The organism is Sphingobacterium kitahiroshimense (assembly GCF_025961315.1).
GTDB lineage: Bacteria > Bacteroidota > Bacteroidia > Sphingobacteriales > Sphingobacteriaceae > Sphingobacterium > Sphingobacterium anhuiense.
Genome location: NZ_JAOQNK010000001.1, coordinates 2583038 through 2604087, shown reverse-complemented (window position 1 = coordinate 2604087; position 21050 = coordinate 2583038). Strand labels below are relative to the sequence as shown.

Sequence of the window (21050 nt, the reverse complement as noted above, 5' to 3'; positions counted from 1 at the left end):
ACCTTCGTATTATAGACAGCGAGACCATGTTATCCGACAAGGATAACATGGTCTTGTTTCATTTTTGAATAATTAAGATAAAACAAATAACAATAATTATGGCAGAAGTAACTTATTACACCGCAGAGGGATTACAAAAGCTCAAGGAAGAGTTGCACTATCTTAAAACTGAAGGAAGAACTAGTATCTCGAATGCAATAGCTGAAGCAAGAGATAAAGGTGATTTGTCTGAGAATGCAGAATATGATGCTGCAAAAGAGGCGCAAGGTATGCATGAAGCAAAGATTGCAAACTTGGAAAATACGCTAGCTGGAGCTCGTTTGATTGACGAATCCAAATTAGATACATCAAAAGTATTGGCCTTATCTATCGTAAAGATCAAGAATAAGAAAAATGGCGCTGAAATGACGTATCAATTGGTGTCCGAAACAGAAGCTGATATGAAACAAGGTAAGATTTCTGTTAAGTCTCCTATTGCCAAAGGTTTACTAGGTAAATCTAAAGGTGATGTAGCTGTAATCGATGTTCCTGCAGGTCAGATTGAATTCGAAATTATAGAAATTACAAGATAAATTATATCGGTTATGTGCGGTTTTGCCATAACCGCATATTAATAAAACGTTATATCATCATTTAAGGTTGCATTACATGCAGCCTTTTTTTATATTTGGGTTATAAACAATTGAAATATGTCTACGATTTTTTCAAAAATAGTGTCAGGAGAGATTGCTGCTTATAAGGTAGCTGAGAGTAATGATTTTCTAGCATTTTTAGATGTTAGTCCATTAGCCGAGGGGCATGTTTTGGTCATTCCAAAGCGTGAGACCGATTATATTTTCGATATCAATGACGACGAATATATGGCACTTTGGGTTTTCTCAAAGATTGTAGCTCAAGGTATCAAACGCGTTTTCCCTTGTAAGAAAGTCGGTGTTGCTGTTATAGGATTAGAAGTAGCCCATGCTCATATCCATTTAGTCCCGTTAAATAATGTTTCAGATTTAAATTTTTCTCGACCTAGATTGTCGCTTACTCATGAAGAATTTACCCAAATTGCGGAAACAATTAAAGAGTCAATTATCAATGTTACATCTGATAATTAATCGAAAACAACCTCATCTAAAAGTAGTATTTTAAATATAAATATAAAAAAAGACTATAATATATCATATCTTTGCAGTCTTATATAGAAATTATATGTCTATATGAAATGTCATAGATAGGGATTATATTATAATGACATTTTTCACAAAATAAGTGAAAACGTAAAAAAGAAATTATGCAAGATCTTTTGTTGTCTTTTCAACAATTACTGAACCCAGAGGAATTATTAAGCTCTGGCGGTTTTTATTTAGTTTTACTCATTGTATTTGCTGAAACGGGTTTGTTTTTTGGTTTCTTTTTACCGGGAGATTATTTGTTATTTTTAGCTGGACTATTTTGTGCATTAAATAAAATTGAAGTTGATATCGTGACGCTTTGTGCAGGTTTAATTGCAGCTGGCGTACTCGGAAACTTTGCAGGATATTGGTTTGGTTATCGAGCCGGTCCTATGCTTTTCAAACGGAAGGATAGCCTTATCTTCAAACGTAAATACGTCATTATGGCTGAAGAATTCTACCATAAATATGGGGGTACAGCTTTGATCATCGGTCGCTTTGTACCTATAGTGCGTACATTTGCACCAATTTTTGCAGGCGTTGTTAAACTCGATTTTAAAAAGTTTGTAATCTTTAATATATCAGGAGCACTGCTTTGGGTACTATTATTAACTTTATCAGGATATTTCTTAGGTATTGAATTTCCTTGGATTATTAATTATGTCGAATATATTATTGTTGGATTGATTGCGATTGCCTTCTTACCGATCGTCATTGCTTTGATCAAACGTAAAATGAATGAAAATAAAAACAAACAAAATATACAGTAAATCAAATGAGTACACAAAATCCTTGGCATAAAGTATCTCCTGGTACAAATGTGCCAAATTCAGTAAATGCTATTATTGAAATTTCAAATGGTTCAAAAGGAAAATACGAATTAGACAAAGAAACTGGTCTTTTATTATTAGATCGCGTTTTGAGTTCTTCTGTAGTGTATCCAGCTAACTATGGTTTTATTCCGCAGACATACTGTGATGATAAAGATCCATTGGATATTTTAGTAATCTGTTCTGTTGATATTCTTCCTTTAACATTGGTTGAAGCACAAATCATTGGTGTGATGAACATGGTTGATGGTGGTGAGCAAGATGATAAAATTATTGCTGTTGCTAAGAATGATCCTGTGTACAATTACATTACAGATATTGAACAACTTTCTCCACATAGTATGAAAGAAATTGTTCAGTTTTTTGAAAGTTATAAAGCGTTAGAAAAGAAAAATGTTGTGGTTGAAGGCGTACAAGGCCGTGAAGTAGCACAACAAATTTTATTGGATAGTATAGAATTGTACAATAAAGAATTTGGTAATAAATAACCCCCATAATGGCCCTCGATATTTTTTGGACAATATTTTTAGTAGTTGCAAATGGTTTTTTTGTTGCGGCAGAGTTTGCTATAGTCAAAGTAAGAGCTTCACAAATTGAGCTCCAAGCAAAATCAGGAAGCAATGTTGCTAAAATCGCAAAAAATATTACAGAGCATTTGGATAAATACCTAGCTGCAACACAGCTAGGTATTACTTTAGCATCTCTAGGCTTAGGCTGGAAAGGCGAAGCAGTCATGACCGAAATCGTATCTAATCTGTTTTCTTTTTTTCAGGTAGATACTTCACAAAGCTGGGCTAAATGGACCGGTTTTGCACTTGCATTCGGAACCATTACGTTCTTGCATGTTGTACTAGGTGAGCTTGCTCCTAAATCTATTGCTATTCAAAAACCTGTAGCGACTACAATGAAAGTGGCAGTGCCATTGCGTATATTTTATTGGTTATTGATGCCATTAATATATGTATTCAATGGTTTTGCTAATTTCTTATTGCGATTAATAGGTATTCAACCACATCCTAGTGAATCTTCACACTCCTCAGAGGAGCTTCAATATTTATTGGACAAAGGTAAAGAAAGTGGTGCATTAGAATCATCAGAGCATGAGCTGATTAAGAACGTTTTCGATTTTAATGAACGGATCGTGAAAAATATCATGGTTCCGAGAACAAAAATCGTAGCAGTTGAAGAGGATTGTGTAGCGATTGATTTTATCAATACAGTAACAGAAGAAGGATATTCGCGTATTCCTATTTATGCTGATAGCATCGATCAAATTGTCGGTATCGTACACACAAAAGATATCTTACCGATCGTAATGAAAGGTAAAGAGGTGGTATTAAAGGATATCATGCGTAAGCCCTACTTTATTCCTGAAACTAAAAAAATCAATGATTTAATGGCCGAATTTCAATTGAAGAGAATTCAGTTGGCTATTGTATTGGATGAATTTGGAGGTACAGCCGGTATGGTTACTTTAGAAGATATTGTCGAAGAACTTGTCGGTGAAATTCAAGATGAATATGATGAAGAAACTCCAGTTGTTGAACGTATTTCTGAAACAGAATATATGGTGGACGCTGGTGCGAGCATTCATGATGTGAATGAGTTTTTACCATTAGAATTACCAGCAAGTCAAGATTATGATACCGTTTCAGGTCTAGTAAGCGATTTGTTTGATAAAATTCCTGAAGTAGGAGAGTATAAAGAAGTATTTGGTTATACCTTTACGATTATTCGTAAAACACAACAGAATATAGAATTTGTGAAATTAGAACTTGTTGAGTCTATGCATGATGATCAAGATAATTAGCGATTATGCAACTATTTTTTACAGAAGAGATTAAACCTGATTTTAAAAACTTTATTCTAAGTGAAGAAGAGAGTAAGCATGCCATTCGTGTGCTTCGACTTCAAGTAGGTGATAAAGTTCACTTGATTGATGGAAGAGGCGGATTGTATGAAGCTGAAATTTTGGACCCACATCCCAAAAGAACAGTTTTGACTATTTTAAATGTCAAAGAAAACTATCAGCAATCCTCATATCACTTACATATTGCAATTGCTCCAACTAAAAATATCGATCGTTTCGAATGGTTTTTAGAAAAAGCGACAGAGATTGGCATTCATGAAATTACACCTTTAATCTGTGAGCATTCTGAGAGAAAAGAGGTGAAATTAGATCGTCTTAATAAAGTGATTGTAGCAGCAATGAAGCAATCGTTGAAGGCCTATATTCCAAAATTGAATCCTGCGATTACTTTTTCACAATTCTGTAAGCAACAGGAATCGAATACAGCTACCAAAGTTATCGCACATTGTATAGATAGTGAGAAACAGTATCTAAACGAAGTTTTACAATCAGAACAGCATTATATCTTATTGATCGGTCCTGAAGGAGATTTTTCGACACAGGAGATAGAACAAGCATTAAACATGGGCTATCAACCGATTTCGTTAGGAGAAGCACGTTTACGAACCGAAACAGCAGGAATAACATCTTGTGTTGAGGTTTCTCTCGTAAACAGATCAAAATAAAAGCCGCAATAGCGGCTTCTTTTATTTTATAATTACGGCATCAACTATCGTAATTTCCGAATTACCTTTTAAAGGATCCTTGTTAAAGACCATTTTGCCTTTTAACTTGATCGGCTCTTCTGTAAATTTTATGGCGTCACCTTTTAGAAATACCTCTACCATCGGCGGGATTCCATTAGAACCGCAAAACATACATTGCGCTACAGGAAGTACCGATATCATAAAGTTTTTATGTGTTCTGCTACTGGTCAAAGGCACCATATAACCGGGCATTTCAACAATCTTATTTTCTAAAGCTTTTAACTCTGCAGGATAGAAAGGAGTATAGATCTTTTTACTGCCGCTATAAGAAACTTTATAAGCCATTTTATCAACAGCTTCCCAGGTTTTATTCATCATTGGCGTATGATCGGGTGTATTGGGATCACGACCGATCTGTGCATTTGCTGTAATACAAAAGGTAATCAGTAAACTAAAGAAAGCGAGTATTTTTTTCATTATAATTGTTTGTTTGTACATTTAAAATTTGCTTTTGACGGGCTCTACAATTTCTCACCTTGAAAATTCCCGTTTTATAATTCCATTTTTATGCGCTGAAGTATTTCGAAATAATCCGAGCAATTGTTAGATCAGTTTGTAAAAATACAAAAGCTTATGATAATATCATTTTACATTAATTGTTTGATAAAATATGGGAAATTGTTGTTTTATATGCCTTGATCGCAGGAATTAGTGCTGAAATAATACCAATTACACAGGCTAATAAAACAAAAATCAGTTCTATGGGATCAAGCTTAAATGCATCTATAAAGTCAGCACTTTGGCTTGTTTGTGTATTGATATAATAAAGCGCTATATGGGCGAAAATCAATCCTAAGAACCCCCCAATTACAGTAATGACCATTCCCTCACAGATTACCAGAGAGAAAAGTTTGAGCTTGGAAGCACCTAATGTACGCATGATCGCTAAATCATATTTTCGTTGTTTTAAGGCATTGTATAAGCTGATGAAGACACTTAATCCAGCAATTGCCATGATGATATAAGCTAATATCTTTAATGAGTCAATCCCTACCCCTAAAAGAGAGAATAAGCGCGTGCTCTCTATGGCAGGTGAGGCAGCCTGCATTTGCGTATTTTGTGCGATGTACTTAGGTAATACCGCAATTGCAGCTGGTGACCGGTACTGTACTAACAATGCCGTAATTTCAAGACCAGAAGAATGAATCATATCCGCACCAATTGATTTTACCATCATATCGGGTTCATGTTGATCCTCATCACGATGTTCCTCCTCTTCTGCTTCACCATGGTGATGGAGATGTGCATTTTTCGTCTCTTCAAGATCCTCTTTAGCCTGTGCTTCAGCAGGAGTTAATTCATGGTCATGATCGTGGTGTTCAATTCCATGTACATCCCAGACACTACTTAGACTAGTCAGAATGAGATTGTCCGTAATATTATTGTTGTATGCTAATATACCTACAACAGTGAACGGTTGATCATCATGACTATGACCGCCTTTACTTAATCCATGTGAACTATGAATCTGATCTCCAATCTTAAGATTTTGCTTACGGGCAACATCAGTTCCGACAACAACTTCATAGTCTTTATCAAATAGCTTTCCTTGTTGTACTTTGGTTTCATACAAAGTAAGAAAGCTAGAATCCGTGCCTACTATACGATGCCCCCTATAGTTATCCCCCAATGAGACAGGAACAGCCAATTTTATTAAAGGGTTATGTTGCAATTTTTCAGCTTCAGCCAAAGGGATATTACCAGTAGGGTTATCGATGTGATAAACACTGGATAGGATCAATTGTAAGGGACTTCCTTTAGCTCCGATTACTAAATCAATATTCTTACTATTATTTTCAAGTTGCTTTTCAAAGCTATCGCTGGTTATAGAAAGTACACATAATATGGCAACACCAAATGCAGTCAGTAATATGCTGAGTGCTGTTGATCCTATTTGTTTACTAATATTTTTCCAAACTAATTGAATAGTATTCATGCTATTTGCTATTAGGATTGAGTGTATTTAAATCGTAAGTATTCGAAAAGTTATTTTTAATTCTTTTATCATGCGTAGCGATCAGGAGGGTAGCGCCCTGTTGATCGGCAATTTCCATTAATAGTGTTAATACCCTAGTTGTATTCTGATCATCCAATGATGCAGTAGGTTCGTCAGCAATTAAAAGCAAAGGCTTATTAATAACAGCACGTGCAATAGCGGCACGTTGTAATTGGCCTCGACTTAATTCCTGTGGATATGCATGGGCTTTATCAGACAATTGTAGTTTGTCTAGCACGCTTAAAACTTCATTTTTATTGACTATTTTCTTTGCTAAAGACTGCGCAAGCTGAATGTTTTCAAGAATAGTTAAGTTTTTCAATAAGTGGGCTTCCTGAAAAATAAAGCCGATATGTTGCGATCTAAATTTATCCATTTCAGATGTGCTCATGGCATAGATATCTTTTTCATTAATCCAGACTTTTCCTGCTGTCGGTTTAGAAAGTCCCCCCAAAAGATGAAGCAATGTTGTTTTACCAGTTCCAGAATTTCCAAGAAGCAGTGTATGTTGACCTTTTTGAATTTGAATAGCGGGAAATTTGATCGGTATACCTCCTTTGTATTGGAAGGAAAGTTCCTGTGTTGTTATGATTGGATTGATCATGAAATCAGATATTGAAAAAGTATTCAAAAGTAATAAAATATAAAAATAGCCTAAATATGTTAATAAATTGTGCGGTTAATAATTTTATTACACTTCTTTTATATAGTAACAATTTCAATCATAAATTTAAATTGAAAATCACTGATTTATATATGTATGATTTACATAGTATGTTAACTTAACATATATGTAATGTATTAATAATCCTCAAATAACATAAAGTTAACATACACAAGGTTACTTTGTGGAGTCATAAAAATTAAATCATGAGAAAGAAATTTTTACCAATTTTCGGAGCATTAGTAGTAAGTTTAGCGACAGTAGGTTGTAGCAGTGATGATCCGATCAGCCCAGGACCTGGTCCTATACCAACACCAGAGCCTGGAAAGGATATTGTGAAAACCGGCATCTTAAAATCTAATGAAACTTGGACTTCTAATAATATTTATGTGTTAGATGGCCGTGTTGTTGTAGACGAAGGTGTAACATTAACGATTGAACCTGGGACTATAATTAAAGCAAAGGATGGTCAAGAGTCAAATGCTTCAGCATTAATTGTTGATCAAGGTGCAAAACTTGTTGCGAATGGTACAGCTGAGAAGCCAATTATCTTTACAAGTGTAAATGATAATATTAAAGCGGGTGAGAAAAACAGTACATTAAAAGCTAGTGATGCTGGACAATGGGGTGGTGTGATTGTACTAGGGAAAGCCCCTATCTCGGTAGCAGCTTCATCAGGTAAGGGATATATTGAAGGTATTCCAGCAGGTCTTAGTTATGGAGAATACGGAGGAACAAATACAGCTGATAATTCAGGATCATTAAAATATATTTCAATTCGTTTCAGTGGTGTTGCTGTTGCGCCAAATAGTGAGATTCAAGGTTTGACTCTTGGTGGGGTAGGTAATGGCACTACAATAGAAAACGTAGAGATCTTTTCTAATAAGGATGACGGAATTGAATTTTTCGGTGGAACTGTTAACGTGAAGAATGTTGTTGTTTATGGTCAAGAAGATGATGGTTTAGATGTAGATCAAGCTTATTCAGGGACAATTGATAATGCGCTTATCATCCAAACAGAGAAATCAGATTCAGCATTAGAAATTGATGGTCCAGAAGGAAATGCTACAGGTTCTTTTACCTTCAAAAATATTACTATCAATATGAATAATATTGCGGGTAAAAAGATTGCAGATTTTCGTGATGGAGCGACAGGTAAATTGGAGAATATTTTCGTGAATAATATCAATACTACAGGGAATGTTGTGAATGTTAATGATGAAAAAACCATCGTTACATTAAATGGCAGTAAATTGAATTTTGTGAAATGGGAATTTGTTTTACCAGCAGGTAAAACTGTAGCAAATCTATTTACATCAAAAGGAACAACTGCTCCAGACATTACCAAATTTACAAGCAATAGTATAGGCGTAGAAAATGGTAAGCAAACAGTAGGTGCTAATACTTCAGTTTTTGCTTGGACTTTTACTAAAAGCCTCAATCTGTTTTAATTAAGAAACAGTATATATTCATCTTTCAAGCTGTCCAATCAACTTGAAAGATGAATAAAAAAAACAAACACATTAATCCAAACAAACTAAGATTTTAATGAACAAGCATTTTTCGGTTTTACTATTTGTATTAGTAGTATTGCCAAGTTTATTATTTGCACAAACAGGTAGAATTTCTGGCGTTGTCAAAGACGAAGGGTCCAACTCAGCCCTATCAGGAGTCAGTGTATCTATTGTTGGAGCTGCAAATCAAGCTACAAGTTCAGATTTTGAAGGAGATTATTCTTTTAATATTGCTCCAGGTACATATAAACTCGTATTTAGCTATGTAGGCTATATAAACAAAGAAATCACCGATATTAAAGTGGAGGCAGGCAACTCAGCTATTGTTGATGTTTCCTTAGCTCCGTCATCAAATCAAATTGGTGAAGTAGTCGTTACCGTTTCGGCTCGAAAAAATACTGAACTCTCTATATTAAATATGCAGAAAAACTCTGGTGTTGTTATGGATGGTTTATCTTCACAGGCTATTCAACGTTCTGGAGCAAGTAATATTGCTTCTGCAGTTCGTGTTATTCCTGGAGTATCTGTTCAAGATGGTAAATATTTATATGTTCGTGGACTTGGAGATCGTTACACTAAATCAATCTTGAATGGTGTTGACATACCAGGATTAGATCCAGATAAGAATACTGTCCAAATGGACATATTTCCTACTGGTGTATTGGAAAATATTGTTGTTATGAAAACAGCTTCTGCTGAATTGCCAGCAGACTTTACCGGAGGTGTAATCGATATTGTAACTAAAGATATCCCTGCACAAAAGAACTTAGGTGTTTCGATGTCATTGGGTTATAATCCGAATGCTCACTTTAGAAATGATTTTGTTAGTTACAAAGGAAGTAAAACAGATTTTCTAGGGTATGATTACGGTGATAGAAACCTTCCTGTGGTAAAGGATTATACAATTTTAAATCCGGTTGTTCCTGAAAATAGATATGCTGTTGAGCAAGTTGCAAAGGCATTTGATCCGGTAATGGCTGCACAACGTAAATCAAATAATCTTCCCGATTTGAATATGGGAGTCGATTATAGTAATCAATTCAATGTTGCTGGTAATAAGTTAGGTGTTATTGGATTATTGAATTATAAGCGCAATACAATGTTTTACAAAGGATTTCAGAATGGTATCTATCAAAAGCCAAATCAGTCCGACGCTAGTTCTGAACTTAAAGCAGATAAAATTAGCCAGGGAGATTTAGGCGAGCAAAATGTGTTACTTTCTGGAATGTTGGGCTTGAATTATAAAACCGATCGATCTAAATATTCATTGACAGCGCTACGCATCCAAAATGGAGAATCAAGGGCTGCAATATTTAATCAGACAACTGCAATTTCAAATTCAAACGAGACAATGCGCCATACTTTGGAATATACAGAGCGTGCAATTACAAACTTATTGCTAAGCGGTAAGCATAGTAATGAAAATGCAGACTTTATTACAGAATGGAAGCTTTCACCAACGTGGGTTAAAGTAAATGATAAAGATATGCGTCAAACTACCTTTGTTTTGAATAGCAGCGGTAATTATGTTATCAATACAGACGCCGGTCTTCCAAATCGCTTTTGGAGATATTTAGATGAGTTTAACGGTGTTTCGAAATTGGATTTTACAAAAAAGTTAAATTTATTTGAAAGAGAATCTGCATTTAAGTTCGGTGGCTTGTATAGTTATAAAAAGAGAGATTACCGTATTAATAATTATAGTATAGAATACAGAAACAATAACAAAGATATTACTAATGGTGATCCCAACGGATTCCTGAATCCGGAAAATGTATATAATGCAAGTGAAGATAGTGGTTTCTGGGTTAGAGGTAATTATCAAGCTGCAAATACCTTTGAAGCTTCACAACAAACTGGTGCTGCTTACGTTTCATTAGAAATACGTCCTATAGAAAAGCTTAAAGCAATAGCAGGACTTCGTGGTGAAAATTATACAACAATTTTTACAGGGCAGAATATTGATGGATTGAAATATGATAAAGTAAAAACTATCAATAAATTTGATTTATTTCCTTCATTAAATTTGATATATAATACTTTTGCAAATCACAATTTAAGAGCATCATATTCCCGTACTGTTGCTAGACCATCATTTAAAGAATTATCAGTAGTTCAAATTTACGATCCTTTAACAGAAATTAGATTTTTGGGTAATTTGGAATTGGTTCCTACTTATATCAATAATATAGATTTACGTTATGAGATCTTTGCTAAGGATGCACAAATGTTTGCCCTTAGTGGATTCTACAAAGGATTTAAAAATCCAATTGAGTTACAAGCTTACAATGATGGAGTGCCTTTAGATATTACGCCAAAAAACTCACCATCAGCAACAGTAATAGGACTTGAAGTAGAAGGACGTAAGAATTTTGGATTTATTTCTGAAGATTTGAAAGATTTGACTTTAAACGTAAATGTTACTGTTGTTAAATCTGAAATTGAGATGAGAGATGAAGAGTATGCTTCTAGAAAATCATTTGCTCGTGAAGGACAGGAAATTTCAAAAAAGAGAGAATTACAAGGTCAGTCTCCTTATTTAATCAATACTGGTCTGTCTTATAACAGTTCAAGTAAAGGATTCGAAGCTGGTGTTTTTTATAATGTACAAGGAAAAACTTTACAGATAATTGGTTTTGCGAGAAACTCAGATGTATATACTAAACCTTTTAATAGTTTAAATTTGAATTTATCCAAAAAGATAGGAAAAGAGTTTAAAGCAGGTACCATTTCATTTAAAGTAGATAATCTTTTAGACAGTAAACGTCTGAGTGTTTATGAAGCTTTTCAAGCAGCAGATCAAATCTATCAGCAACGTATTCCTGGGCGGAATTTCAGCGTAGGGTATAGCTATAATTTTTAAGACATTAAATTCGATATAAATCCCGCTAAGTTAATATTAGCGGGATTTTATTTTTTGATTAAAGCGGGTTCGTAATGATATACGATTTCATATTTTTGTTGTTGGTGATTTAGAGACAGTTCTCCAATTCGCAGTTTAATATTTTGAGGTGTGGGCTCACATAAAGTGTAATAGTTTCCATTATAAAGAATGCTTTGTCCAATAGGTTTATCAAACTGAACGGCAAGAGTAACATGAGTTGGGTATCGCAGTGCTATCATGGGTAAATCATATATTTCTTTGACTAAATAGAAGAAAAGAGCAGCTCGGTCATCACAATCGCTAATATCATTAATTAATGTTTGTTCAGGTGCAAAGCGTTTTTCAGCCCCGTAAATTTCGCGGTCATCTTCATAAAGAAAAGAATACCTGGTGAATTGCATTAAATAGTCAATTCCCTTTTTTGTTGACATTTTTGATGTATACTGTTTTAAATAAGGGATTATAGACTCATAAGTTTCTTTACTTAATGGAATATTGAAATATGTCTCAAAGTCAACAATTGGATAATTTGCAAAGATATCATTCACTTCGGAGTTGACCTTTAATTTGAAATGATATGCTTTACCATTATACTTAAACCCAATTTCTTTATCAACATAACTATCTGGTCTAAAATCCGGGAGTCTAGTGACTTTATAACTAAAGCTGTTTTTGGCCTCAGGAATTTCTACATCAACTAGCTTATAAGGTTCTTGATAGTTGAAAATACTCTTATAATCATGATAATTTAAGCAAACATAATTGTCATCGTTTAAATGGAAAAATGGAAGATCTGATATGTCGTCTTTGCTTTTAATATAAAATATAGTTTGCTTTTCTCTTAATCCTAGGCGTGCATCATAACCAGATTTACACATTAAATACCATTTGTATAAAGTATACCGACTATAGTTTTCCTGTTTGGGGCTTATTGCTTGCGCTGTCTGACGTACGAGCTGGTAGTAGATCCAATCATTTAGATTGTATTTCTTTTTGTAAGCAAGTAATGAATTGACGACCATAGAATCATGAGATGATTCTATTTTTTTATAAAAATCAAGAACATTGTTCTCGCTGATTTCAGAAGGAACATTTATAATAAATGTGGAATCTAAAGAGAATATAAACGGAGCATTGTAGAAATCAACTTGATATTCTTGGGCATAACTGTTTTGCTTCGGTATAAAGATAAACAGCAGTGAAAGAGCGCTTGCGACCAAATATGAAGATAGAGATTTCAATTCCTTAACAATTTATTAATAATGAAGTTACATAAAAATAACATCAAAAGAAATACCTAAATTCATTACTTACAGCTAAATGACGTTAGAGATCCACAATAAGGAACTGTGATGCAGTTTTCGAACTATAATATTTGGAAGCTTTTATTTTTTATCCGACCATAAATAATAGAGGAGCCGTCCAATGACTTTGACCATGTTTATTGCGCGCTCTAACTTGAAAATAGATATAGTGGCCAGGAGTAAATCCTGAATAATACGCCCTGAACGAGTTTGTTTTATAGAATATTTCTCCCCATTGTGGGAGTCCATACGAGTCAACCTCTGTTGCAAACCTATAATCATAAAACATATCCCGTCCTACAGGTTTAAATCCAAAGGCGACTTCACCACTTGTACGTCCATCACAAAGAAATGGGGCGGATGGAGTATCAGGAACTTGGCCTTTACGTTTTCTGGTGAGTACAGGGAAACCCGAACTTTGTAGTAAAGATAACTTTCCATCACTGACTAAATTGACGTAAGCAACAAGCTGTTGCAACAGTTCACAGAGTTTCCGCTTGCTTTCTCGCTTATAAGACTTCTTTTCTCGGCTTCCGCTTTCAGCCTCGATCACTTTCATCTGGTAATCTTGGTAAGCATCTTCAATAGTTGGCAGTGGCAAAGTCGGATTAATAAAGACAGTAGAATTCTTCATGCACGATAAAATATAGCTTGCTCTTAAAAGTAGTTTTCCGTCAGTATATCGAATAAAATTGGCTTTTGCACGAATATATTTCATCAGAATATCATCTAGATTTAATCACTAAAATAACTCTTTTTTGCTATACCTCACAATTGAAACGATAGATACTAAAGATTATACGCGATGCAACGGCTCTTCACGCGATGGAATTCCTAACAGACGGAAAGGCCGAATTCTTCCGCACTATTTCCGATACCCTTAGCATAGTGGGGAGATCATTTTGCGCCATTGCAATTCAGTAATACCGTACTTTTGAAAGATATCTTCTAGTTTCTTTGTAATGATGAAGAGGAATAGGGAGATTTCTTCTTACAACAAGCTTATATCTCCCAACGGCTTGATTATTTTGCGCGATCTCGCGTAGATAGTTCTACGTAACATGCTTTTAAGGAAATAATTCTTTACTCACAGAGGGATTTAGTTTATTGAAAGGAAAGTGTTTGGAGCTATTCACCAGTCTGTCAAGATAAAAGTAAACTCCTGTATTGTCTCGGTGCAGGCAGGGAGATACTTTTCTTTTGACTTATTGATGTTCAACCATCTTGGCGGACTTATATTTCAAGAAAATGTAGCGTATCATCTTAAGAGCATCATCGATTTGCGACACAACAATATAGCGGCGCCATAGCATGTGATGGTACCGTCATCTCTCGCCAACATTAATCAATTGCTCTTTGAACCCATGTTACGTAGAAAAGTAATATAGATCACACTAAAAAACTAAAAATTTTTCATACCTAAAGCGTTATTATCTCATGATTTTAGTATTAAGTTTTACCTGTTACTATTGTATATTATCTGTAGGAAATAATATACATGTAGCTGTATCCTTACTTTAATTTAACTCGCTGAAAAACAGGTGTAAAAGGGGTAAGATATTTGACGCAAGTTTGACCATATTATAACTTAAAGAAATGGAAACAAATATTTCTACAAAATTTGTTGCTGAACTAATTGGAACTTTTGGTTTGGTACTATTTGGTTGTGGTGCAGCGGCTGTCGCCGGCGCTACGACTTTAGGCGGATTGTCGGGATTGGGATTACTGGGGATCGCGCTAGCATTCGGTTTATCCGTTGTTGTTTTTGCCTATGCGATAGGCGGCATTAGTGGGTGTCACATCAACCCCGCGGTAACAATCGGTGTACTTGTTGCAGGAAAGATTGCTGCGAAAGATGCTGTTGTTTATATTGTAGCACAATTAATAGGAGCATTATTAGGTGCTTTTGTTCTACAGCAAATTCTAGGAGGACAGCTAGCGGGTTTCTCTCCAGGTGAATGGGCATATGGGTCGAATGGATGGGGGAAAGGCTATCAGAATGAATACGGCACAACCGCCGCATTTTTAACAGAGGCTGTTTTAACCTTCATCTTTTTATTTGTCATCTTAGCGACTACCTCCAAAGTTGGAAATTCCACTATGGCTGGTTTGGCTATAGGGCTGACCTTAGTTTTAATTCATTTAGTTGCCATTCCCATCACAGGTACTTCAGTCAATCCAGCACGTAGTTTTGGTCCAGCTTTACTAGCCGGGGGGCCAGCACTTTCACAACTTTGGTTATTTATTGTAGCTCCAATAGTAGGAGCTATGATTGCCGCAGTCGTTTGGCGTGCTCTTGAACCCAAAGGGAATTAAAACTTTTATATCATGATATTGGATAGCTTCATCGAAAAATGAAGCTATTTTTTTATCTTCTTGTTTCTGTTATCTAACAGTTTTAAGAGCACACTTTTTTGAAGTATCGCTTTTTAATTTTGTGACGGAGGTACAAAATTTGTATCTTCGTACAATGGAAAATTTTATTGTTTCTGCTCGTAAATATCGCCCGGTCACCTTTGACTCGGTTGTCGGTCAGCAACACATCACCGGTACACTTAAGAATGCTATTCATAACAATCAGTTAGCACAAGCATTTTTGTTCTGTGGACCAAGAGGTGTGGGTAAAACAACTTGCGCGCGTATTTTAGCAAAAACAATAAATTGTGAAAACATTTCAGATATTAGCGAAGCCTGCGGTGTATGTGATAGCTGTAAATCTTTTCAGAATGGTAATTCATTTAGCATTCATGAATTAGATGCAGCATCAAACAACTCAGTAGACGATATCCGAAATTTGATTGATCAAGTACGTATTCCACCACAAGTGGGTAAGTTTAAGATCTATATCATCGATGAGGTTCACATGCTGTCGCAGCAGGCATTCAATGCTTTCCTAAAAACATTGGAAGAACCACCTGCCTATGCCATATTTATCTTAGCAACTACAGAAAAGCATAAAATCTTACCTACGATTTTATCACGTTGTCAGATTTTTGATTTTAACCGTATCCGTGTTGAAGATATGGCCAATCACTTGGCCAGCATTGCAGCACGTGAAAGTATTCAGTACGATCAAGATGGCCTTCATATCATTGCTCAAAAAGCAGATGGAGGACTTCGTGATGCATTATCGATGTTTGATCAAATCGTTAGTTTTTCAAATAAGCAGGTCACTTATCAAGCAGTTATTGATAATCTGAATATTTTAGATTACGATTACTTCTTTAAATTGACAGATGCTATATTGATTGAAAATCCAGCAGATACCTTATTAATATTAAATGATATTTTAAATAATGGTTTTGATGGCAGTCATTTCATTTCAGGTTTAGCATCGCATTTTAGAAATCTATTGGTAGCAAAAGAACCGTCTACGCTAAAGTTGTTAGAAGTAAGTGAAAGTATAAGAGCTAAGTATTTGGATCAAGCACGTAAATCTTCAACGGGATTATTATTATCAGCATTGAATATTGCTAATCAATGTGAGATTAATTATAAAACAAGTAAGAATCAGAGGCTTCAGGTAGAATTAGCGCTATTAAAAATTTGTCACTTATCAAGTGCGATTAAGTTAAGCCAGATTGGAGCCCTTCAAGCTCCCAATACGGTTGAAGGATTAAAAAAAAAACTCCCTAATGTAGCTCCAGCCACAGAAACCCCTGTCGTTGATGCAAAACCCTCATTACCAGTAGTAGATAAAAATATAGCTATAACTCCGATTGCAGTACCTCCTGCAACACCTATAGTAGAACAAACGAAAAGCCCAGAAGTCTCTAACTTACCGCCTAAAGTGAAAAAGGGTGGATGGGGAGCTTCCAAAAGTTCTATGCCATCATTACCTGATCTAAATTCAATTTTTGAATCTAAAACTGAAGAAGAAGATAGTAACGAACCTAGTTTAGTTAAAGGTACGGAAGAGGAAGTAGTGACTTATGAAAAATTTATCCAATTCTGGAAAACGTTGGCAACAGATATAAAAAAGCAAAATAAGATTAATCTGTATACCCTGATGACAGCTGTGCCACCAAAGTTAGTTGGAAATCAAATTGAAGTAGATGTGGAGAACATGGTCCAGATGGATGTTCTCAATATGGCAAAGGTAGATTTATTAAATTACCTTCGCCCTGCACTGCATAATTTTTCACTAGATCTACGTGGTATTGTTATGGAGCATGATGTTGTACGTAAACCTTATACCTCGCAAGAGAAATATCAAGCTATGGTACAGAAGAATCCACTTTTAGAAACGTTAAGAAAAGAGCTTAATTTGGGACTAAGTTAAAACTTAGACCAACTTTTTCTTGCACTAACCCATATTTCTTTTTGTATCTTTGCCTTTCAAATTGGTTAGCTAATTGCTAGAAACCAATTCTTATTTAGAATATTAAGCATGCAAAATTTTCAAAGACACGATAGATCATCAGATCGTGAAGCCAATCAGATGGTTTTCGGTATTCGTGCCGTTATAGAAGCGATAGATAGTGGTAAAGAAATCGAATCATTATTTATACAAAGAGGTTTAGCCGGAAGTTTAGTTTTAGAATTGAAAGCTCTTTTGAAAGAGCACGACTTAGGGTTTCAACAAGTTCCAATTGAAAAACTAAACCGTATCACACGTAAAAACCATCAAGGTGTTATAGCCGTTATTTCCCCGATTATCTATCAAAAAATTGAAGACATTGTTCCTGAAATTTATGAAAAAGGAGAGGTGCCTTTATTTTTGATGCTAGATGGTGTTACAGATGTGCGCAACTTTGGTGCTATTGCACGTACAGCAGAATGTTCAGGTGTACATGCGATTATTGTACCAAAAAAAGGATCTGCAGAGGTGAATCCTGATGCAATCAAGACATCCGCAGGTGCATTATATAAAATACCAGTATGTCGTCATGAAGGTTTGGCTAAAGTGGGTAAATTTCTTATTGAGTCCGGCATACAGTTAGTTGTAAGTACTGAAAAGACAAAAGATAGCATCTATGATGTAGATTATACTGTACCAACCTGTATCATCATGGGAGCTGAGGATACAGGTGTATCAGACGATTTAATTCGTATTGCAGATCACCTTGCTAAAATACCGATGTTCGGAGAAATAGGATCATTAAACGTATCTGTTTCAGCTGGGGTTGTATTATACGAGGCTATTCGTCAACGCGTGAAATAATATTTGTATAAATATTATATAAAAAAAGAAGAGTGGCTATCTTCAGGGTAGCCACTCTTCTTTTTTTATGTTAATCACATTAGGAAATTACATAACTGCTGTATAAATAATAAGAGCGGCTATCTTTTGGGATAGCCGCTCTTATTTTATAAGATGAATCGATTAGTATTTGTTACTAGATTCTTTTCTTTTTCCAGAAAAGTCTCTAAAACCACCACCATTTCCTTCTCTACGATCTCCACCACGGTATCCACCTTCACGTCTTTCACCGCCACCGTTTCTGCGATCACCACCACCGCGGTAACCACCTCCACCTTCACGTCTTTCACCACCGCCAAAGCTTCTACGTTCGCCACTTCCACCACGGCTTCTGTTTCCACCACCACGGTTTTCAGTTTTTCCGTCTCCAGAAACTTCGATACGTACGTTACGACCGTTGAAATCAACGTCTTTAAATCCTTCGAATACTTTTGTTACCTCAGCATCTTCAACTTCAAAGAAAGTGAATACTCCTTTTAAATCAATTTTACCAATTGATTTTCCAGAAATTTTAGCGTTGTTACAGATAAATCCTAACATGTCTCCACGGCTGAATTCATCTACAGAACCAAGGTTCATGAATAAACGAGTAAATCCTTTAGAGCTACCACGTTCTCCTCTTTCACCACGCTCGCCTCTTTCGCCACGTTCGCGGCCATTGCTGCTGATATCACGTGCTTCGATATTTAAATCATGAGCACCTTTGTAATAATCTAAGAATCTATTGAATTCTAATGAAGCAAATCTTTTTACGATATCTTCTTTCGATAACGATTCAAAACCTTCCATAATAGCTGGTATGAATTGATTGATTTGATCCTCATTAACTTCTACATTCTGAACTTTATTGATGATCGTTAATAATTGTTTTTCAACAACATCAGCTCCTTGAGGAACTTGTTTACGCTCAAATTGTTTTCCGATAACTTTTTCAAGTTGACGGATTTTGCTTTGCTCTTTAATGTTGATCAATGAGATTGAAATACCAGTTTTACCTGCACGAGCTGTACGGCCAGAACGGTGAGTATAGTTTTCAATTTCATCTGGTAAAGAGAAGTTAATCACGTGAGTTACGTCGTTTACATCAATACCACGGGCTGCAACGTCTGTAGCAATTAATAATTGTAAACTACGGTCACGGTAACGTTTCATCACTTTATCACGTTGTTGTTGAGATAAATCTCCGTGTAATGAATCAGCGTTGTAACCATCTTTAATTAAAGATTCAGCAATTTCTTGCGTTTCAATTTTTGTACGACAAAACACGATACCAAAGATATCAGGATTTGAATCTACAATACGTTTGAAAGCAGCGTATTTGTCTTTAGCTCTAATTAAATAATATTGATGTTCAATATTAGCATTACCAGTGTTTTTCGTACCTACAGTCATTTCAACTGGATCAGTCATATAGTTTTTAGCTATACGGCGTACCTCAGATGGCATTGTTGCAGAGAATAACCATGTTTTTTTAGTGTCAGGAGTTTCTGACAGGATGTTGTTGATGTCTTCTTTGAAGCCCATGTTAAGCATTTCATCTGCTTCATCTAACACAACATATTTCACTTGAGAGAAATCAATAGCATTACGGCCAATGATATCTAACATACGACCTGGGGTCGCTACTACAATTTGCACACCACGTCTGATTTGACGAAGTTGGTCACTAATATTTGCACCTCCATAAACAGCAACAACATGTACGTTGTCGAGGTTTTTAGCATATCTTTCTATATCTTTCGAGATTTGCAAACAAAGCTCACGTGTTGGACACAATACCAACGCTTGAGGATGTTTCTGAGAAAAGTCTAATTGCTGTAATAATGGAAGACCAAATGCTGCTGTCTTACCTGTGCCGGTTTGGGCTAATCCGACAAAATCGTCGTTACCAGTCAATAAAACAGGAATGGCTTTTTCCTGAATTTCAGAAGGTTTTTCAAAACCTAATTCTGAGATGGCATTAACAATTTCCTCACGGATTCCCAGTTCTAAAAATGGGTTCATGAATTAATTTATACAATAGGCTCTATTGCCTAAGGCGATGCAAAGATAGGAAAATAATATTTACAAAACTAATTTATAAGCTAAGTATTTGATATAATGTGTTTTTTGAATGACAAATAAATATTTTTATACCTGTTAAACATAAATAAACCACATTGAAAAGAATTATTTGGATTGTGAAACTATTTTATAACTGTTCTGCTTTTTTGATCATTTGTTAATGTAGACTTAATATTTCAACCTTACTTTTGATAGTAGTATGGATCAAATACCAATTATATATCAGCATTGGCTTCAAGCTATTAAAGAGCGAAATGATACGAACGCTTTTGGAGAGCTTTATCGCTATTGTTGGAAAGATCTTTATCAACATGCTGCCCGGCGGATTTTGGACGCTCAGGATGTAGAAGATATTCTCCAAGAATTATTTGTACAGTTTTGGGAAAAGCGCCATACGATCGACATCCAAATGAATCTTCCAGCTTACCTCAAAGGAATGCTCAAGTATAAGATTATCGATTTTTTTAATGCCAATAAAGTTAAAAATAGACTGTTGGACCATTGGAGCAACCATATTTTTGACTATGTACAACAGCATCCTGAAGAATTGGAAACTTACCTTGCATTAGAAAGATTACTGGAAGAGGAATTGGAAATTATGCCGCATAATATGCGTCAGGCACTCTTACTTAAATGGGAGCATCTGCCAATTCGAGAGATCGCCCTACGTATGGGGCTTTCGGAGCAGACCGTGAAAAATAACCTGACAGAAGCTTCCAAAAGAATGAGGAAAGCAATAAGTGCAAGACAAAGTGTTCAAAATAGCACGCTTAGCGTATTTCTTGTTCTCGCTCTGGAGCAACTATCTAAATAAA

General features: G+C 35.4%; 18 protein-coding genes. 12 read left to right on the top strand and 6 right to left on the bottom strand.

Annotation, left to right across the window (positions count from 1 at the left end; all coding sequences use genetic code 11):
• Positions 1–98 precede the first annotated feature (98 nt).
• The 6 genes from greA (at position 99) to M2265_RS11680 (ending at position 4525) form a co-directional block, all read left to right on the top strand.
• Positions 99–572, top strand: coding sequence for a transcription elongation factor GreA (gene greA / locus M2265_RS11705; RefSeq protein ID WP_132772217.1), 474 nt, complete (start codon positions 99–101; stop codon positions 570–572).
• 117 nt (positions 573–689) lie between these two features.
• Positions 690–1103, top strand: a complete 414-nt coding sequence (locus tag M2265_RS11700; RefSeq protein WP_132772218.1) for an HIT family protein — start codon at positions 690–692, stop codon at positions 1101–1103.
• 176 nt (positions 1104–1279) lie between these two features.
• Positions 1280–1930, top strand: a complete 651-nt coding sequence (locus tag M2265_RS11695) for a DedA family protein (protein WP_132772219.1) — start codon at positions 1280–1282, stop codon at positions 1928–1930.
• Positions 1931–1935: 5 nt separating this feature from the next.
• On the top strand, positions 1936–2478 hold the full coding sequence (locus tag M2265_RS11690; RefSeq protein WP_021188159.1) for an inorganic diphosphatase: 543 nt from the start codon (positions 1936–1938) through the stop codon (positions 2476–2478).
• A gap of 8 nt (positions 2479–2486) precedes the next feature.
• On the top strand, positions 2487–3800 hold the full coding sequence (locus tag M2265_RS11685; protein ID WP_132772221.1) for a hemolysin family protein: 1314 nt from the start codon (positions 2487–2489) through the stop codon (positions 3798–3800).
• A 5-nt stretch (positions 3801–3805) separates the two neighbouring features.
• Positions 3806–4525: a 16S rRNA (uracil(1498)-N(3))-methyltransferase gene (locus tag M2265_RS11680; protein WP_132772223.1), complete on the top strand. Its 720-nt coding sequence runs from the start codon at positions 3806–3808 to the stop codon at positions 4523–4525.
• A 21-nt stretch (positions 4526–4546) separates the two neighbouring features.
• Here the strand turns inward: M2265_RS11680 and M2265_RS11675 are convergent, their stop codons facing one another.
• The 3 genes from M2265_RS11675 to M2265_RS11665 all read right to left on the bottom strand — a co-directional run bounded on the left by M2265_RS11675 (position 4547) and on the right by M2265_RS11665 (position 7206).
• Positions 4547–5023, bottom strand: coding sequence for a hypothetical protein (locus M2265_RS11675; RefSeq protein WP_132772224.1), 477 nt, complete (start codon positions 5021–5023; stop codon positions 4547–4549).
• A gap of 175 nt (positions 5024–5198) precedes the next feature.
• Positions 5199–6542 (bottom strand): ABC transporter permease, encoded by a 1344-nt coding sequence (locus M2265_RS11670; RefSeq protein WP_132772226.1) that lies wholly within the window; start codon positions 6540–6542, stop codon positions 5199–5201.
• A gap of 1 nt (position 6543) precedes the next feature.
• Positions 6544–7206 carry an ABC transporter ATP-binding protein gene (locus M2265_RS11665; protein ID WP_132772228.1) on the bottom strand — a complete coding sequence of 221 codons (663 nt, stop codon included), beginning with the start codon at positions 7204–7206 and terminating at the stop codon, positions 6544–6546.
• A 266-nt stretch (positions 7207–7472) separates the two neighbouring features.
• Between M2265_RS11665 and M2265_RS11660 the strand changes: the two genes are divergently transcribed.
• Positions 7473–8717 (top strand): hypothetical protein, encoded by a 1245-nt coding sequence (locus tag M2265_RS11660; protein ID WP_132772229.1) that lies wholly within the window; start codon positions 7473–7475, stop codon positions 8715–8717.
• Between the two features lie 97 nt (positions 8718–8814).
• Positions 8815–11643, top strand: a complete 2829-nt coding sequence (locus tag M2265_RS11655; protein WP_132772230.1) for a TonB-dependent receptor — start codon at positions 8815–8817, stop codon at positions 11641–11643.
• A 47-nt stretch (positions 11644–11690) separates the two neighbouring features.
• On the opposite strand, the gene M2265_RS11650 is transcribed toward M2265_RS11655, so the two are convergent.
• Positions 11691–12905 carry a hypothetical protein gene (locus M2265_RS11650; protein ID WP_243655482.1) on the bottom strand — a complete coding sequence of 405 codons (1215 nt, stop codon included), beginning with the start codon at positions 12903–12905 and terminating at the stop codon, positions 11691–11693.
• A gap of 151 nt (positions 12906–13056) precedes the next feature.
• Complete coding sequence (locus M2265_RS11645) at positions 13057–13686, bottom strand: hypothetical protein (protein ID WP_132772232.1); 630 nt, start codon at positions 13684–13686, stop codon at positions 13057–13059.
• An 878-nt stretch (positions 13687–14564) separates the two neighbouring features.
• On the opposite strand from M2265_RS11645, the gene M2265_RS11640 reads away from it, so the two are divergent.
• The 3 genes from M2265_RS11640 to rlmB all read left to right on the top strand — a co-directional run bounded on the left by M2265_RS11640 (position 14565) and on the right by rlmB (position 18132).
• Positions 14565–15284 (top strand): MIP family channel protein, encoded by a 720-nt coding sequence (locus M2265_RS11640; RefSeq protein WP_132772233.1) that lies wholly within the window; start codon positions 14565–14567, stop codon positions 15282–15284.
• 154 nt (positions 15285–15438) lie between these two features.
• A complete protein-coding gene (locus M2265_RS11635) occupies positions 15439–17250 on the top strand; it encodes a DNA polymerase III subunit gamma/tau (RefSeq protein WP_132772235.1) in 1812 nt (603 codons plus the stop codon).
• Positions 17251–17358: 108 nt separating this feature from the next.
• Positions 17359–18132, top strand: coding sequence for a 23S rRNA (guanosine(2251)-2'-O)-methyltransferase RlmB (gene rlmB, locus M2265_RS11630; RefSeq protein ID WP_132772237.1), 774 nt, complete (start codon positions 17359–17361; stop codon positions 18130–18132).
• Between the two features lie 162 nt (positions 18133–18294).
• Here the strand turns inward: rlmB and M2265_RS11625 are convergent, their stop codons facing one another.
• A complete protein-coding gene (locus tag M2265_RS11625; protein ID WP_132772238.1) occupies positions 18295–20175 on the bottom strand; it encodes a DEAD/DEAH box helicase in 1881 nt (626 codons plus the stop codon).
• A gap of 259 nt (positions 20176–20434) precedes the next feature.
• Between M2265_RS11625 and M2265_RS11620 the strand changes: the two genes are divergently transcribed.
• Complete coding sequence (locus M2265_RS11620; RefSeq protein ID WP_132772240.1) at positions 20435–21049, top strand: RNA polymerase sigma factor; 615 nt, start codon at positions 20435–20437, stop codon at positions 21047–21049.
• The last annotated feature ends 1 nt before the right edge of the window (position 21050 follow it).